We start from the raw sequence: 16,612 nt of genomic DNA, 5'->3' as shown, positions 1-16,612 counted from the left end.
GTTGCAAATGTACAAAATAGTTTTTGAATACACCAAATATTTAATGTACTAAAAACTATAATTTTTTCATTCCGGTTTCATCAAAAAATTAACAGATTCGTTAAGATTCCATCAGACTGAGTTTATATGAGACTTCTACTTTTGCCCGAAATAAAAAATCAGAGTGTTGATTTTTTAAATTATTGATTCACAAATTAAAACTCTATATGTCATTTTAAAATTAAGCGATTATGAAACACTATTTCTTCTTTTTTTGTTTCGCGGCACAAATGGCGTTTGGACAGGTTTTGTTCCCATATCTGCAAAACCCGACTCCGAATTCCATGATCGTCAATTGGAAGACTGCTTCTGATAACGAAACAACCGTGATCTACGGGGACTCCCCAACCAATCTTAATGTAACGGTAACCGGTACTACCAACATTTTTTCAGATACAGGATATAATAATAATTACTACTATCACACGGCAAAAATCGGAAACCTGCAACCGAATACTAAGTATTATTATAAGATAAAAACCGGAGCTAATGAATCTGCGGTCTATAATTTCAGAACACTTCCTTTACCGGGCCAGCCTGTAACAGCCAATGGAAAGATACGCTTCCTGATTATGGGGGATAACCAGATCAAGGCAGAACCGAGATATGACAGTCTTACTTTGAACGCTTTTAAAAAATTAAAAGAAAAATTCGGGGCCAATTCAGATCCATCAGATAATATTGCCCTTACTTTTATGGTGGGAGATCAGGTGGATGTAGGAACACTGGATCATTATGAGAATGTTCACTTCAAAAAGAATATCAAATTATCCCCGTATCTGCCCATTCAGACTACTGTAGGAAACCATGAAACATATGGAACTCTTGGGATGAATTCTTACTATGCCCATTTTTATATTGATGAGATTAAATATAAAAATATCACTTCAGGAAATGAGAATTACTATGCTCAGCAGGCAGGAAATGTATTATTCATCAGTTTAAGCTCTGAACATACAGGATCTGCTCAGCAAACATGGCTTCAGCAGATTTTAAATGAAGCAAATAATGATCCTACAGTAGATTGGATCATCTCATTAAGCCACAGACCTTATCAGGCGGAACAATATGTAGGAGACATTTCTACTTGGGTTAGAAACAATGCAGTACCACTTTTGGTGACATCTGACAAATACTTGATGCATGTTGGAGCACACCATCATTTATATCATAGAGGACAGTTGAAAAACACCCCTAATTACCAGATCATTTCAGGAGGAACGGCTTGGGATCAATATTGGGGAATGTCTACTGAACAGGATTTTGATGATGTTCAAAAGACACTGACGGACTGGACCTATCAGATCGTTGAAGTAGATATTCCAACAGGAAAAGTAGATATCGAATGTTATTCTATTGGGGGTAAGTATACGAAGAAGAATAATGAATTGGTAGATTCATTCCACAGATACAAAAATCAGCCGAAGCCTGCAAAACCGTCGGTTACCAATACCTTCTCAGGGCCAATTACTTTACCTTTAACATTAAATGGAAGTGCTTTTTCATCATCTAATGGAGAACTGTTAAATACAACTCAATTCTTAATCAGTAAAGCAGCAGATTTTTCTGTGATTGAAAAAGAATTCTACCGCGATTTTGAAAACTGGTTCGGAAAAGATGGAAATGGAAATCCGGATAAAACCAAGAATTTAAATGAGGGGATAGACATTACAAAAGCAACTTTAACTGCAAATTCAATCCCAAACGGAATTTACTACGTGAAAACCCGTTACAGAGATAGAAATCTGGAGTGGAGCGATTGGAGCGAGGTAAAACAGTTTGAAATTACAGGAAGTGTGGTTTCGAATCCTACACTTGCTTTAGATAAAACAGAATATGCGCAAAATGAACCTATTGTAGCTACTTTCACAGGCGGTCCTGGAAATCAGCAGGATTGGGTAGGAATCTATAAAAAAGGACAGACACCAGGAGGAGGTACAACTGCACAAACGTATGTTTATACCAACGGACAAACAGCTGGAACAGCTACTTTCAATAATGGCCTGCCTAATAAAGGTCAATATTTTGCAGGATTCTTTGCCAACAACGGATACTCGGATATTACTTCAAGAAAAAGTTTCTATGTGGGTCCAAAAGTACAATTGCAGGCTACAGCAGATACTTATCCGGTAGGTGGAACTGTAACTATTAATTTTACGAATGCTCCGAGCCTTCAAAAAGACTGGATCGGAATCTATAAAATGGGGCAGACTCCTGGAACCACAAATTCTATAAAATGGAGCTACGTAACTACAGCATCGGGAACTCTTAATTTTACAGGACTTCCAAAAGGATATTATTATGCTCAGTATTTATTGGAAGATGGATATAACGGCATCGGAGAGAAAGTATTCTTTAAAGTAGGAGACATTGTTACCGAACTATGGATCAACAAGCCGGTGTATTCATTAGGTGAAAATATCACTGCTTCATGGACGGACTCTCCAGGAATTATTAAAGACTGGTTAGGAATCTATCCTCAGAATATCCAGACACCGGATGATAACTTTGTTTCTTATACTTATTTTGATGGAGTCACGCAGGGTACTCAGACTATTAAAGGAAATGTAAATGGCGTACCAACCACACCAGGTAATTATTATATGGTAATGTTTACCAACGACTCTTATACTGAAGTTTCAAATAGAGTACAGTTCCAGGTAAGCTCAGGGTCTTTAGGAGTAGAAGAAGCGAAAAGTACAGAGAAAAACGTAATTCTATATCCAAACCCTACCAAACCGGGAGAACCCACCTTTATCAAGAGCGACTATCCAATTGAGAAAATAGAATTGGTGTCAGCAGCAGGAGAACTCCTGTATGAATCAAAGAATATTCATAACCAGCGTTTCTCTTTAGTGAATGAAAGCCTTCCAAAAGGAGTTTATTTTGTAAAAGTTCACGCAAGAAAACTATTTACTTTAAAACTTATTATCCAATAACAGAATAAAGTAATCATAAAAAACAGGCTGTCAGAAATGACAGCCTGTTTTTATTTATTTTCCCCTAATCTTTCTTAAAGTATTCCATCATACATCTTAAAACTTTACGTTTGAGCCTTGTCAAGGTTTTAAACCTTGACAAGGCTGTATCATCTGCGAAATCTGTGTGATCTGCGAGAAATAAAAAACCTTTCAAGTAAGCATTGAACGAAAAAGCAGTTCCAAAAACTGGAACTGCTTTATATATTCAAATGATCTGTTAATTAATCAAAATCGCTGTACAATTGACTTTCCTGAATGGCAGTATTACTATCACTAGATAAGTAATCTTCACCAGTATCAGCCAGAATCTTAGAATCCTGAACAAGCTTTCCTTCTGAATTATAAACCTTTAATAAGATCCATTTTCCGTTACGTTCAAGCTCTTTTGCTCCGTAATAGTCTTTTATTCTGATTTTTCCACTTTGAAGAATACCTCCTTTTACAGAAGCTTTGTTGGCAGGTTTTCCCTTTACATACTGTACAATCTGAGCCGTGAAGCTATAGTCGTCCTCTTCTTCATTTAGAGGTTGGTTATAAGTATATAGGATTGCCCCTTTATTGTCATATACCGTTGCATCATAAGCAGTTTGCTTAGCGTTTAATTTCTTCTCAAATTTCAGCTTATTCTCATCAGTATAATTTCTTGTATTTATCAAAACACCATCTTTATATTGCATTTCGGTAAGACCTTCGTAGGAAGTACCATTGTAAGGCATATCATCCTGATACGTTAATGTAGATTTTAATTTTCCATCCAGTGTATAATACTTAATCTCCTGGGTTGAACCGTCTTTTAAAACCTTTTCTGTAGTAAGTTTTCCATCTTCATTAAACTCTTTATTAAGAACCTGTAACCCGCCCTTATAAACATCTATGGTTGAGATATGGCTGTAATCATAGGCAAACTGATAATCTTCACCGTCCATAGGCTTATAGGTGTCATTTTCTTTTTCATATTGATAAGTCAGATCAGCTATTTTCTTTCCGGATTCATCATAAGTAGTTTTAGATCCATCTTTTTTACCTCTTTTCTGCTCCTGTAGAACTTTCCCGTTTTTAGCATAGAGAATCCCTTCTTTGATGCTTCCGTCGCTTTTATACTTTTCAATTTTGGAAACCCTCATCGGATTATAGTAATACTCTACCAGAATTCCATCATTATTAGATTCAGAGCTAAGGCTTCCAATATATTTACCTTTCTCGCCGTAATATTTATTCACGTAGTTACCGTCTTTCCCTGTAATGGTTTCACTTCTGATCCCTTTGATATCCTCATCATAAATAATTGTTTGGGTAGGAGTAGAGTTCTCATATATGGTAAGAGTATTGTAATAATACTCATTTTCCGGATCTTTATAACTGAATGATTTTCCTGAAAAAGTACCATCAGCCTTATAAACCAGATCTTCAATTAATTTCCCTTTAACATCATAATTCTGAGAAACTCCAACCTGTTTACCGTTAGAGTAATTTACAACACTCATTACTTTTCCTTCAGGAGTATACCAGGTCACTTTTCCATCAAAAACTTCATTGCTAGGAGTGGTATCAGAAGCCAGACCTTCCATTTGCAGGGTTCCGTTTTTATAAAAATCTTTAATTAAAGTAAGTTTACCTTTGGGTGATGTTTCACGGTAATATTCCATGTTTTCCTGGGTAGTCTTTTCCCAGTTTTCATCAAAATAAGTTTTCTCCTGTGCATATACGTTGATGCTGAGTACTAATGCAAGTAACGCTGACGTAAATAGTTTTTTCATGCTTTTTTATTAAGTTCTGATTGTATGTTTGTAATGATTTGCTTTTGAATGCCCATTATGAGTAAAAGTAAAAGGCAAAAGCATTGAAGAGACAGCAATAAGCCGTCAGAAATAATTTTTACATTTAAGATTGTGTTTATATCAATTATATCCGAAGATTAAAAAATATGTGGTGTTTATAAATTTAGAACCCCAAATATAAATCAATTTTATGAGATGTATGGAAAAAATGAACCGATTTGTTCGCTTTTAGCTGTAAAAATCTGACTGTGATATTTTTAAAGTGAAAAATAAATACTCAGGATGGGATAGGGATCAGGATCTTTTTTCAATCATCGCAGATACGATAAATTTTTATTAAATTTAGCCAACAGAAAAATCTAATATTTCATGATAGATAAAAGAGTAAAAAATGCAAAGGAAGCCATCGAAGGAATTAAAGATGGAATGACGCTGATGCTGGGCGGGTTTGGACTTTGCGGGATTCCTGAAAATTCAATCAATGCTTTAGTGGAAAGTGATGTGAAAGATTTGACCTGCATTTCAAACAATGCCGGAGTAGATGACTTTGGCTTGGGATTATTGCTTCATAAAAGACAAATCAAGAAAATGATCTCTTCTTATGTGGGAGAAAATGCTGAATTTGAAAGACAAATGCTTTCCGGAGAATTAGAAGTAGAACTTACTCCCCAGGGAACTTTAGCAGAAAAATGCAGAGCGGCCCAGGCTGGAATTCCTGCTTTCTATACCCCTGCCGGATATGGAACTGAAGTGGCAGAAGGAAAAGAAGTGAAAGACTTTAAAGGAAAGCCTCATATTCTGGAACATGCTTTTGATGCAGATTTTTCTATTGTAAAAGCATGGAAAGGAGATCATGCAGGAAACCTTATTTTTAAAGGATCTGCAAGAAACTTCAATCATCCGATGGCTGGTGCAGGAAAAATTACCATTGCTGAGGTAGAAGAGCTGGTAGAACCGGGAGAATTAGATCCCAACGAAATTCATATCCCGGGCATTATGATTCAAAGAATTTTCCAGGGAGAAAAATTTGAAAAGAGAATTGAACAAAGAACCGTTAGAACTAAAGAATAATTTCTGAAGAGATACGATTGATAATAAAAATAAAGCGCTGAACATTTGTTCAGCGCTTTATTTTTATTGTTGTAGATTGTTTTATAATAACCCTTTTTAGTGTCTATTTGATGCATTGTCATTCTGAATGAAGCAAAGCGGAATGAAGAATCTCAATATAAAATTTTCCGCAAATTCCCGCAGACCTTTAAATATAATCATCCGTGAAAATCTGTGCTATCTGTGGGAGAAAAACCTGCCAGATAATGAAAAAATAAGCCTAGCCTTATTATCCAAATGAAATGGATGAAAAATTGTATCAGCCAATTATTACTATGGTTGTGGGATAGTAGGTTTTCTTTCTCCGATCTGCTGTCTCCACATTGCATAATAAAGACCTTTTTCGGCAATCAGATCATTGTGGGAGCCTGTTTCTACGATTTGTCCGCGTTCCAATACATAGATTTTATCCGCATGCATAATGGTACTCAGTCGGTGGGCTATCAATACTGTAATTTGTTCCCTTTCTTCTGAAATACCTTTAATAGTAGAGGTGATTTCTTCCTCCGTAATACTGTCTAAAGCAGAAGTAGCTTCATCAAAAATCAATAGATGAGGTTTTCTTAAAAGCGCTCTTGCAATGGCAATCCTTTGTTTTTCCCCACCGCTCAATTTTAATCCACCTTCACCAATAACGGTTTCTATTCCTTTCTCAGCTCTTTCCAGTAATGCCGTACAGCTCGATTTTTGCAAAGCAATGGCAAGTTCCTGCTCTGTAGCATGGGGATTCACAAAGAGAAGGTTTTCTTTGATAGTTCCTGCGAAAAGCTGAGTGTCTTGCGTAACAAAACCAATCTGATTTCTCAGTTCATCAAAATCAAATTCCTTTCCATTAATCTCATTGTAAAAAATATTCCCTTCCTGAGGTCTGTAAAGCCCCACCAATAACTTAACCAATGTACTTTTTCCAGATCCGCTTGGTCCTACAAAAGCAATGGTTTCTCCATTTTTTACATCAAAAGAAATATTATTCAATGCTTTATATTGAGCCGACTGATGCTTGAAAGAAACATGTCTGAATTCCAGTTCTTCAATAGCTCCGATTTGTTTCGGATGAAGGGGTTTTTCTTCCACGTCTTTTTTCATCAGACGGTCAAAATTCTGAAGAGAGGCTTCTGCTTCACGATAGGAGATAATGATGTTTCCGATCTCCTGCATCGGCCCGAAGATAAAGAACCCATAAAACATCAGCGAAAGGTATTGTCCCGGCGTCACAATATTTTTAAAGATCAGATACAAAAGGGTCAGGGTAATCATCTGTTGAAGAAAATTAACCATCGTTCCCTGAATAAAGCTTAAAGAACGGATGCTTTTTACTTTTCTAAGTTCAAGACCCAGGATTTTATAAGTATTGTTATTCAAACGCATGACTTCCTGGTTCGTTAAACCTAAACTCTTAACGATTTCTATATTCCTAAGACTTTCCGTTGTACTTCCGGCTAATGCAGTAGTTTCTGAAACAATATTTTTCTGAATAACTTTGATTCTTTTACTCAATAAATTAGTGATGAAAGCAATCAGGAAAATTCCACAAATGTACACAGGCATAATCGACCAGTGCAGGCGGATCGCATAGACTGAAACGAAAATGATACTTACCAGAATCCCGAAGAATATATTAATGAAATTGGTAATGAACTTGACAGAATCCTCTCTTACTTTTGTTAAAATAGATAAAGTTTCACCACTTCTTTGGTCTTCAAACTCCTGATAAGGTAACGCCATTGAATGCTTGAGACCGTCTGTAAAGATTTTAGCACCAAATTTCTGAGTAATAACACTCACTACATAATCCTGAAAAGCTTTGGCAATTCTACTCACCATTGCAGTTCCGATAAGTAAGCCCAAGAAATAGAAAGCTCCATGATACACTGAAGTTCCATAAAGATATTCATCTATATTTCTGGGTAAAAGTTTTTCCTTATCGAAAAAGTTAGGATGGGTAACCAATTGGTCAAGGATATTCCCTGTAATAGCCGGAGCAAATAAAGAGAAAACCTGATTAATAGTGGCTAATAGTAAAGAAATAATAATCAGCCATTGATAAGGTTTAAGATATCTTAAAAGTATTTTCATTCTGTTAAATAAGGATACAAAATTAATGATATTATTTTTACTAACGATGTTAATTATTAATGATCATTTGGGATAATAAACTGTTGTTGAGGAAGATTTGAAGCAGGATGCCGGATGTTATGAAATAGATAAGCAACTATATTTCTCTTTTAATCCGAATGGAAAGGGCTATAGTCGTTTTCTGACTCCAATAAACCTCCAGCTTCACTCTTCCAACTTCAAGCCTCTTAAACTTAAGACCCTGCCTCAGAAATCCCTTTTGTATTCGGCTGAAAATAATTAAATTGCAGTCTAAGTTTTAATTATGCTTACAAAAGAACAAATTGCCAAAAGAATTTCAAAAGAACTGAGAGATCGTTATTATGTAAACCTGGGAATCGGGATTCCTACTTTGGTTGCCAACTATGTTCCGGAAGGTATTTCCGTAGAATTCCAGAGTGAAAACGGAGTGCTGGGGATGGGGCCTTTCCCTTTCGAAGGAGAAGAAGATGCAGATGTCATCAATGCCGGAAAACAAACCATTACTATATTAGAAGGAGGTTCATTCTTTGATTCGGCCTTTAGTTTCGGGATGATCCGCGGTCAGAAAGTAGATCTTACCATCCTTGGAGCAATGGAAGTTTCAGAAAACGGAGATATTGCCAACTGGAAGATTCCTGGAAAAATGGTAAAAGGAATGGGCGGGGCAATGGATCTTGTGGCTTCTGCAGAAAATATTATCGTAGCGATGATGCACGTAAATAAAGCAGGAGAAAGTAAGATCCTTAAAAATGTACACTTCCATTAACTGGAGTAAACTGTGTGAAAAAAGTAGTAACTGAATTAGCTGTATTGGAAGTCACTCCAAAAGGTTTCAAACTGCTGGAAAGAGCACCGGGTGTTTCAGTAGAAGACATTATCAAAGCAACAGAAGCAGACCTTATCATTGAAGGTGAAATTCCTGAAATGCAATTCTAAATACAATACAAACCTTGCCATCCGCAAGGTTTTTTTTATTTCAATTCCCATCATGTTCCAGTAATAAAAGAGAATTTGAATCTGTTATTCTGAATGAAGCAATGCGGAATGAAGAATCTCTTAAAATCACATTTTTATCCCGCAGATTTTGGAGATTACGCAGGTTTTTAATCGCCACGGATGCACAAATAACCTTATTCTACATACTATGTGGTGAAAAAATTAAACCACATAGGTTTCACATAGGCCTGTAAAGTATCGGAAATGATTTTATTCGTTCATTGGTGGCCAAAGAAATCAATACAAAAAAGGTTGTTTCGTTTGTGAAACAACCTTTTTAGTATTTAGAGTTAACTTTTGATCTATCGGTTAGCATCCTGCGCTCCGAAAACCTTCTGTAAAATGCTTGTAGTTCTCATAGCCGGTGTATTTCTGATTCCGCTTTCCTTATCCGCGACCATTTTGAATACCCCATTAATGGTTTCTGTAGTTACATATTCATTAAGATCAGTAGTTACAGATTGTCCCGTAAAAGTGTTGTATTTTGAAATTAAATTCTTCCAAACTGTGTCAGCACCTACTTTTCCTAAAGATGCTTTTACTTTGGGCTGGAAAGCCGTAAATAGCTGAGATTGGGTTTTGCCCTGTAAATAACTTGTTGCAGCATTATTGCTTCCTAATAGGATATTTTTAGCATCTGTGATGGTCATGGAAGTGATGGCGTTAGTAAAGATAGGTGCAGCTTCCGTTACAGCGTCTTCAGCAGCTCTATTAAGTAATTTTACTCCTTCATCAGCAAGGCTTCCTAATCCTACAGAACGTAATGTGGCGTCAACCTTTCTTAATTTTTCGGGCATTAGGATTTTTACAGCTTCATTTTTCAAAAAACCGTCTGTTAAAGCCAGTTTTTTCACTCCATCCGTTACTCCAAGACTTAATGCTTCCTTCAATCCGGAAGAAATCTGAGTAGAAGTAAGACTTCCAACATTAAGAGGAGATGTTTTAGTTGAAGTAGAAGTGGGAATCGTGGTGGTTGTGTTCGTATTTGTCGTAGTAGTGGCTGTGGAACCTTTAGTTGCCTGTGGATTGTTGAGATCAATTCCAGTCTTGTCTTTAACTGTTGATTTTAAAATATCAAGAAGTTGTGCCTGAGTAGAAATTGAAAGGAATAATCCGGCTGCTATAAAAATGCTTTTTCTCATTGTATTTTTTTACAAATTTAGATGTTTAATCTTTTGGTGACGTATGCTTATCAAAAAATAAACCATTATTTTTTTTCGATTTAGAAAAAGGTAATATCTTTGATTTAAGTGTTTGATTTTTAAATTGTTTTAAAGTTAAAAAAAACTATACATTAATTGAGTTATTAAAACCAGCTCAGAAAAGAAATTGTATTTTTAGTACAATTTTTTGTGATTAAATATAGAGTCTGAACCGTTTAAAAGTATTGGAAAATAAGTATATTAGCTAAAACTTTAACCCCTTCCAATGGTACGAACCTTTTTAGTATTTTTTGTATTGCTTTCAAACGTAATTTTTGCCCAAGATAAATTAAACCTTATCCCTTATCCCCAAAAAGTTCAAATTTTGCAGGGCGAATTTGTAATCCCTAACACTTTCGTATTAAGTGGTGATCTGCCAAAAGAAGAGACAGAATATTTCAAAAAAAGAATAGGCTCTCAGTTACAATTTCAATATGACCAGAAAGGGGGTGAGATATACTTAACAAACTCTATCATTCCTTCTAATTCAGGGACAGATGCTGAACAGAAGAAGGAATACTATTCAATAGAAATTTCGCCAAAGAAAATTCATATTGAATCTTATACTAAACAAGGATATTTTCTGGCGCTTCAAACTTTAACTCAGATTATTGAGCAGTATAAAATGGAAAAGAAAATTCCGGCAATGAAAATAGAAGACCAACCAAAATTTGCATGGAGAGGAATGCATTTGGATGTTTGCCGTCATTTTTTCACGGTAGATGAGGTAAAACAATACATTGATTATCTGGCGATGTATAAACTGAATACTTTTCACTGGCATTTAACCGATGATCAGGGATGGAGAATTGAAATCAAAAAATATCCTAAGCTTACACAGATTGGTTCCAAACGAAAAGAATCAATGATTGGTGCTTATGTAGATAATACCTTCGATGGAAAGCCTTATGGACCGTATTTTTATACCCAGGAGCAAATCAAAGATGTTGTAAAATATGCCCAGGAAAGACATATAACAGTAATTCCTGAGATTGAAATGCCGGGACATGCTTTGGCAGCTTTATCTGCTTATCCTGAATTGGCATGTACCAAAGGACCTTTTGAATCTGCTACCAAGTGGGGTGTTTTTGATGATGTATTCTGTCCTAAAGACGAAACATTTAAGTTTCTGGAAAATGTTTTAGATGAGGTTATTCAGTTATTTCCATCTCAGTATATCCATATCGGAGGGGATGAATGTCCAAAAACAAGATGGAAAGAATGTGCTCATTGCCAGGAATTAATCAAAAAGAATAATTTAAAAGATGAACATGGACTGCAAAGCTATTTCATTCATAGAATTGAGAAGTATATTAATGGCAAAGGACGAAAGATTATAGGCTGGGATGAAATTTTAGAAGGCGGGCTGGCTCCTAATGCTGCTGTAATGAGCTGGACCGGAGTAAACGGTGGTATTGAAGCTGCCAAAGCAAAACACTTTGCTGTGATGACACCGGGAGCATACTGTTATTTTGATCACTATCAGGGAGATCCGCAATCTGAACCTAATGCATTCGGTGGGTTTACGCCATTGGATAAAGTATATTCCTATAACCCGATTCCTGCTGAACTGAATGCTGATCAGGCGAAATATATCATGGGGGTTCAGGCTAATTTATGGACGGAATATATTCTTGATTTCAAGCAGGTGCAGTACATGATTTTTCCAAGACTGATGGCACTGGCGGAAGTAGCATGGGGAACTTCAAATTCTAAAAACTATAAAGATTTTGAAGACAGGGTCATCAACCATTTCAAAATTCTGGATAGAATGAATATTAATTACGCTAAAAGTATTTATAATATTTCAGGAAAAGTAATTCCTTCAAACAACGGCATTGCCTATGAACTTTCTACTTCACAAAATTCAACAGGGATTCGATTTACTTTGGATGGAACAGATCCAACAATAAATTCTAAAATTTATCAGGGACCTATTTCCATACCCAATTCTTTAACAATTAAATCGGCTTACTTTGAAGACGGACAGCTGAAAAGTGCTGTTTCATCCCAACAATTCACCGTGTCAAAATCGACAGGCAAAACAATTACTCTTGAGCAGCAGCCTAGTGAGAACTATTCTTTCGGCGGAGCTTTTACCTTAGTAGATGGCATTATTGGAAATGTAAAACAATTGGGTAAAACATGGCTTGGTTTTCAGGGAAAAGATGTGGTTGCAACGATAGATTTCGGACAGAAAACTGACTTTTCAGAAGCTTATTTTAATACACTGGAAAACAAAGGAAGCTGGATTCATCTTGCGAAATCTGTTAAAATTTTTGTTTCTGATGACAATAAAGATTTTAAAATCATCAAAGAAATAGGAAAAGAGGATATTCAAAATGCCAAAGGGAAAATACAGCTGAAGCTAGGAAAGCAAAATGCAAGATCTCTGAAAATTATCATTGAAAATGCAGGAATTATTCCAGCCGGAAATCCTGGTGCAGATTCGAAATCGTGGTTGTTTGTTGATGAAATTGGCGTAAATTAGCCCTATTCAATCTTACACAATGCAGGATACGATACTTTCTTCAGAATTTTCTTCTTCACCAGATCTGGTTGAAAAGTTATATCAGTATGGAATCACCAAAAACTATCATGAAGGAGACATTATTTTAGACGAAAATGCCTCCATACGATCCATTCCCATTGTAATGAAAGGAATGCTGAAGGTGATCCGAACAGAAGAAGATGGGCGGGAGATTCTGCTGTACTATATCAAAGCAGGAGAAAGCTGTATTATGTCTTTCCTGGGAGGAATGCATAACGAAAAAAGTATTGTAAAAGCAGAGATAGAAGAAGATGCAGAGATTCTTTTCCTTCCCGTAGATAAAGTTTCTTTATTCATCAAAGAACATCCGGAATGGCTGGATTATATCTTTAGACTTTACCACAAGCGTTTTGAAGAATTACTGGATATTATCAATGCAATCGCTTTCAAAAAAGTAGACGAAAGATTATTGAATCTTCTCCGGAAAAAATCAGAACTTACTAATTCTGATATCATACAGACCACGCACGAACAGCTTGCTAACGAATTAGGAACAGCTAGAGTAGTAGTGTCCAGACTTCTCAAACAGCTTGAAGAAGACGGAAGAGTAAAACTAGGAAGAAATAAAATCACCCTTCTGAAAACTACCAATTAAATCAATTTCTCCTTTCATTTAATTAATAAAGAACGTTCACAATTCCCCTCCTGAGAAAGGGTGTCAAAAATTCAATGAATTTTTGACGGGGTGGTTTAAAAAAGTAAACATAACAATGTTTACACTCAAAATTCTACTATGTAACAAAAGTAGCTGTACTTCTCTTCAAACAATTCCATTTTTGCATCAGAATAATTGAATAATGGAAATTATAGGATATGCAGCATCTGTTTTAATTGGTGTCTCTTTAGGTTTAATCGGTGGTGGCGGAAGTATTCTGACGGTTCCTGTATTAGTGTACCTCTTCGGAATTGATGCTTTGCTGGCCACAGAATATTCTCTTTTTATTGTGGGAATAAGCAGTGCCGTAGGTTCAATAACTTATTTTAAAAAGGGCTGGTGAATTTCAAAGTGGCTTTGATATTCGGAATACCTTCCATTATCTCCATTTTTTTAACCAGAATGTATCTTCTCCCGCTGATTCCGGAAGAGCTGCTCAGCATAAAAGGGTTTACAGTAACCAAAAACATGTTTCTGCTGTTGATTTTTGCCTTTTTGATGATTCTGGCCTCTTATAAAATGATTAAAAATTCAACTTCCGAAGAAGTGGATGGTAATGATTTGAATAAAAATAAATCTTTACTGGCTGCCGGAGAAGGAACGATAGTAGGAATAGTAACCGGATTGGTGGGTGCTGGAGGAGGTTTTATGATTATCCCGGCATTGGTGAATCTCTTGAAAATCCCGGTGAAAACGGCGATAGGAACTTCGTTGGTTATTATTTCTTTAAACTCTCTGATTGGTTTTTCGTCCTCTATCAACAATACAAAAATAGAATGGAGTTTACTCATATCCATTGCCGCTATTGCCATTATTGGAATTATCATAGGTTCACAAATCTCAAAAAAGATTGATGGCAAGAAATTAAAACCTGCCTTTGGATGGTTTATCCTGGTGATGGGTATCTATATTATTACCAAAGAAATATTTCTCTAAGCTTGTATAATAAAGTAGAAAATATGTTGAAATTTAAGTAACGATAAGTTATTATGCAGTGCGCTTAAGTTTTTATGAGGATCAAAGGTTTTCAATACTTATATGTACTTAGTATGCATGAAGTATGTTACTTACAATCAACTAAAGTGTTTAAAAACTTTTGTGCTTAAAAAAATAAACACTAGTCTGCACTCAAAATTCTTTTATGTAACAAAAGTAGCTGTAGGGAAAAACCGAAACAAGGAAATTTGTATCAGAAAATAAAATAAATAAGATGAAAATAGAACAGATATATACAGGATGTTTGGCCCAGGGTGCTTATTATATTACATCAGCAGGAGAAGCTGCCATTATAGATCCTTTGAGAGAAACTCAGCCTTATTTGGATAGGTTAGAAAAAGACGGAGTAGAACTAAAATTCATTTTTGAAACTCATTTTCATGCTGATTTTGTGAGCGGACATATTGATTTAAGCCAGAAAACAAACGCTCCCATCGTCTACGGACCTACAGCGAACCCTGAATTTGAGGCTGTTATTGCTGAAGACAGCCAGATTTTTGAGATCGGAGATATTAAAATAAAATTGATTCATACTCCAGGACATACCTTGGAGAGTTCTTGTTATGTGTTGATTGATGAACAAGGGAAAGAAAAAGCCCTTTTCAGCGGAGATACTTTATTTCTTGGAGATGTAGGTCGTCCCGATCTTGCTCAAAAAGCAGCAGATATGACGCAGGAAGAACTCGCAGGACTACTGTATGATAGTTTGTATACTAAGATTTTACCCTTACATGATGATATTATGGTGTATCCGGCTCATGGAGCAGGTTCTGCCTGTGGTAAAAATATGCAGAAAGAGACTTTTGATACATTAGGGAACCAAAAGAAAACAAATTATGCGCTTAATCAGAACAGTAAGGAAGGCTTTATTAATGCTGTAACAGAAGGACTTTTTCCACCGCCTGCTTATTTTGGAATGAATGTGATGATGAATAAAAAAGGATATCACCGCTTTGATGAAGTATTATCGAACGGGATGCAGGCATTTACTCCGGATCAGTTTGAGAAAATAGCAGAAACTTCCGGAGCCTTGATGCTGGATGTTCGAAATAATGGCGAATTTGCCAAAGGATTTATCCCGCAATCCGTCAATATAGGATTAGATGGAGATTTTGCACCTTGGGTAGGGGCATTGATTGCAGATGTGAACCAACCCATTCTATTGATCACAAAACCTGGCGATGAAGAAGAAGCGGTAACCCGATTAAGCAGGGTAGGATTTGATCATGTTTTAGGCTTTTTAAAAGGAAGTTTTGAATCTTGGAAGAGCATTGGAAAGGAAACTGATGCTGTGAATCGCATTTCTGCTGAAGAGTTTGAAAAAGAAATAGCAGGCAGCGTTGTGAAAATTATTGATGTAAGGAAAGAAAATGAATATGCAGCAGAACATGTCAATGAAGCCTATAGCAAGCCTTTAGCCTATATTAATGAATGGATTAATGAAATTCATCCCGAGGAACATTTTTACCTGCATTGTGCCGGAGGATATAGAAGTATGATGGCGGCCAGCATACTTCAGGCAAGAGGATTCAGAAACTTTACGGAAATTGAAGGAGGTTTTAAGGCCATTGCTTCTACAGGGGTTCCCAAAAGCGATTTTGTATGTCAGACCAAAGTTTTAAAATAAAAGAATAAAAATATGTTGGAGATTATAAAAGAACCATGGCCATGGTACATTGCAGGTCCTTTGATTGGGTTAACTGTTCCTGCTTTATTGATATTGGGAAATAAATCCTTTGGAATCAGTTCTTCATTGAGGCATATCTGTGCTGCCTGTATACCAGCTAATATCAATTTTTTTAAATATGATTGGAAAAAAGAAGCCTGGAACCTGTTTTTTGTATTAGGAATTTTTATCGGAGGAATGATTGCCGCTAATTTTATGCTTAACCCGGCTGAAATTACAGTCAATCCCACTCTGAAAGCAGAGTTGGCAGGCTATGGAATTACAGATTATACCCATCTTGTTCCGGTTCAGCTTATGAATTTTGAGAGTCTTTTAACTGTAAGAGGATTTATCATGATGGTTGTGGGTGGATTTCTGGTGGGTTTTGGAACTCGGTATGCCGGGGGATGTACCAGTGGTCATGCTATTATGGGACTTTCCAATTTGCAGTGGCCTTCTTTAGTGGCTACCATTTGCTTTATGATCGGTGGATTTTTCATGGCCAATCTTATTTTGCCTATGATCCTTTCCCTGTAGTATA

9 protein-coding genes and 2 pseudogenes are annotated in these 16,612 nt (G+C 36.1%); 8 read left to right on the top strand and 3 right to left on the bottom strand.

Annotated features, from left to right (window positions below):
- Window positions 1-230 precede the first annotated feature (230 nt).
- On the top strand, window positions 231-2,978 hold the full coding sequence (locus H5J24_RS14635; RefSeq protein WP_068942391.1) for a fibronectin type III domain-containing protein: 2,748 nt from the start codon (window positions 231-233) through the stop codon (window positions 2,976-2,978).
- Window positions 2,979-3,241: 263 nt separating this feature from the next.
- Here H5J24_RS14635 and H5J24_RS14630 read toward each other — a convergent pair whose 3' ends face one another.
- A complete protein-coding gene (locus tag H5J24_RS14630) occupies window positions 3,242-4,777 on the bottom strand; it encodes a toxin-antitoxin system YwqK family antitoxin (protein WP_068942393.1) in 1,536 nt (511 codons plus the stop codon).
- A gap of 390 nt (window positions 4,778-5,167) precedes the next feature.
- Here H5J24_RS14630 and H5J24_RS14625 point away from each other — a divergent pair, with 390 nt between their 5' ends.
- Window positions 5,168-5,869: a CoA transferase subunit A gene (locus H5J24_RS14625; RefSeq protein ID WP_068942396.1), complete on the top strand. Its 702-nt coding sequence runs from the start codon at window positions 5,168-5,170 to the stop codon at window positions 5,867-5,869.
- Window positions 5,870-6,181: 312 nt separating this feature from the next.
- Here the strand turns inward: H5J24_RS14625 and H5J24_RS14620 are convergent, their stop codons facing one another.
- Entirely contained in the window at window positions 6,182-7,984 is a 1,803-nt protein-coding gene (locus H5J24_RS14620; protein WP_068942398.1) for an ABC transporter ATP-binding protein, read from the bottom strand.
- 304 nt (window positions 7,985-8,288) lie between these two features.
- Here H5J24_RS14620 and H5J24_RS14615 point away from each other — a divergent pair.
- Window positions 8,289-8,941 (top strand): annotated as a pseudogene (locus H5J24_RS14615) (CoA transferase subunit B).
- Window positions 8,942-9,303: 362 nt separating this feature from the next.
- Here H5J24_RS14615 and H5J24_RS14610 read toward each other — a convergent pair.
- Window positions 9,304-10,143, bottom strand: coding sequence for a DUF4197 domain-containing protein (locus H5J24_RS14610; RefSeq protein WP_068942402.1), 840 nt, complete (start codon window positions 10,141-10,143; stop codon window positions 9,304-9,306).
- 286 nt (window positions 10,144-10,429) lie between these two features.
- On the opposite strand from H5J24_RS14610, the gene H5J24_RS14605 reads away from it, so the two are divergent.
- The 5 genes and pseudogenes from H5J24_RS14605 to H5J24_RS14585 all read left to right on the top strand — a co-directional run bounded on the left by H5J24_RS14605 (window position 10,430) and on the right by H5J24_RS14585 (window position 16,608).
- Window positions 10,430-12,694, top strand: a complete 2,265-nt coding sequence (locus tag H5J24_RS14605) for a family 20 glycosylhydrolase (protein ID WP_068942404.1) — start codon at window positions 10,430-10,432, stop codon at window positions 12,692-12,694.
- 19 nt (window positions 12,695-12,713) lie between these two features.
- Window positions 12,714-13,349: a Crp/Fnr family transcriptional regulator gene (locus H5J24_RS14600; protein WP_068942407.1), complete on the top strand. Its 636-nt coding sequence runs from the start codon at window positions 12,714-12,716 to the stop codon at window positions 13,347-13,349.
- A gap of 202 nt (window positions 13,350-13,551) precedes the next feature.
- A pseudogene (locus H5J24_RS14595) lies at window positions 13,552-14,345 on the top strand (sulfite exporter TauE/SafE family protein).
- 274 nt (window positions 14,346-14,619) lie between these two features.
- Window positions 14,620-16,032 carry an MBL fold metallo-hydrolase gene (locus H5J24_RS14590; protein WP_068942412.1) on the top strand — a complete coding sequence of 471 codons (1,413 nt, stop codon included), beginning with the start codon at window positions 14,620-14,622 and terminating at the stop codon, window positions 16,030-16,032.
- A gap of 12 nt (window positions 16,033-16,044) precedes the next feature.
- Window positions 16,045-16,608, top strand: coding sequence for a YeeE/YedE family protein (locus H5J24_RS14585; protein WP_068942414.1), 564 nt, complete (start codon window positions 16,045-16,047; stop codon window positions 16,606-16,608).
- Window positions 16,609-16,612: the final 4 nt, after the last annotated feature.

Source organism: Chryseobacterium capnotolerans (genome assembly GCF_021278965.1).
Taxonomy (GTDB): domain Bacteria; phylum Bacteroidota; class Bacteroidia; order Flavobacteriales; family Weeksellaceae; genus Chryseobacterium; species Chryseobacterium capnotolerans.
This window is presented reverse-complemented; position numbering and strand designations above follow the sequence as displayed.

Bases quoted from the DNA above. Each gene is read 5' to 3' on its own strand.
- H5J24_RS14635 (WP_068942391.1), top strand. From the start codon at position 231: ATGAAACACTATTTCTTCTTTTTTTGTTTCGCGGCACAAATGGCGTTT.
- H5J24_RS14630 (WP_068942393.1), bottom strand. From the start codon at position 4,777: ATGAAAAAACTATTTACGTCAGCGTTACTTGCATTAGTACTCAGCATC.
- H5J24_RS14625 (WP_068942396.1), top strand. From the start codon at position 5,168: ATGATAGATAAAAGAGTAAAAAATGCAAAGGAAGCCATCGAAGGAATT.
- H5J24_RS14620 (WP_068942398.1), bottom strand. From the start codon at position 7,984: ATGAAAATACTTTTAAGATATCTTAAACCTTATCAATGGCTGATTATT.
- H5J24_RS14610 (WP_068942402.1), bottom strand. From the start codon at position 10,143: ATGAGAAAAAGCATTTTTATAGCAGCCGGATTATTCCTTTCAATTTCT.
- H5J24_RS14605 (WP_068942404.1), top strand. From the start codon at position 10,430: ATGGTACGAACCTTTTTAGTATTTTTTGTATTGCTTTCAAACGTAATT.
- H5J24_RS14600 (WP_068942407.1), top strand. From the start codon at position 12,714: ATGCAGGATACGATACTTTCTTCAGAATTTTCTTCTTCACCAGATCTG.
- H5J24_RS14590 (WP_068942412.1), top strand. From the start codon at position 14,620: ATGAAAATAGAACAGATATATACAGGATGTTTGGCCCAGGGTGCTTAT.
- H5J24_RS14585 (WP_068942414.1), top strand. From the start codon at position 16,045: ATGTTGGAGATTATAAAAGAACCATGGCCATGGTACATTGCAGGTCCT.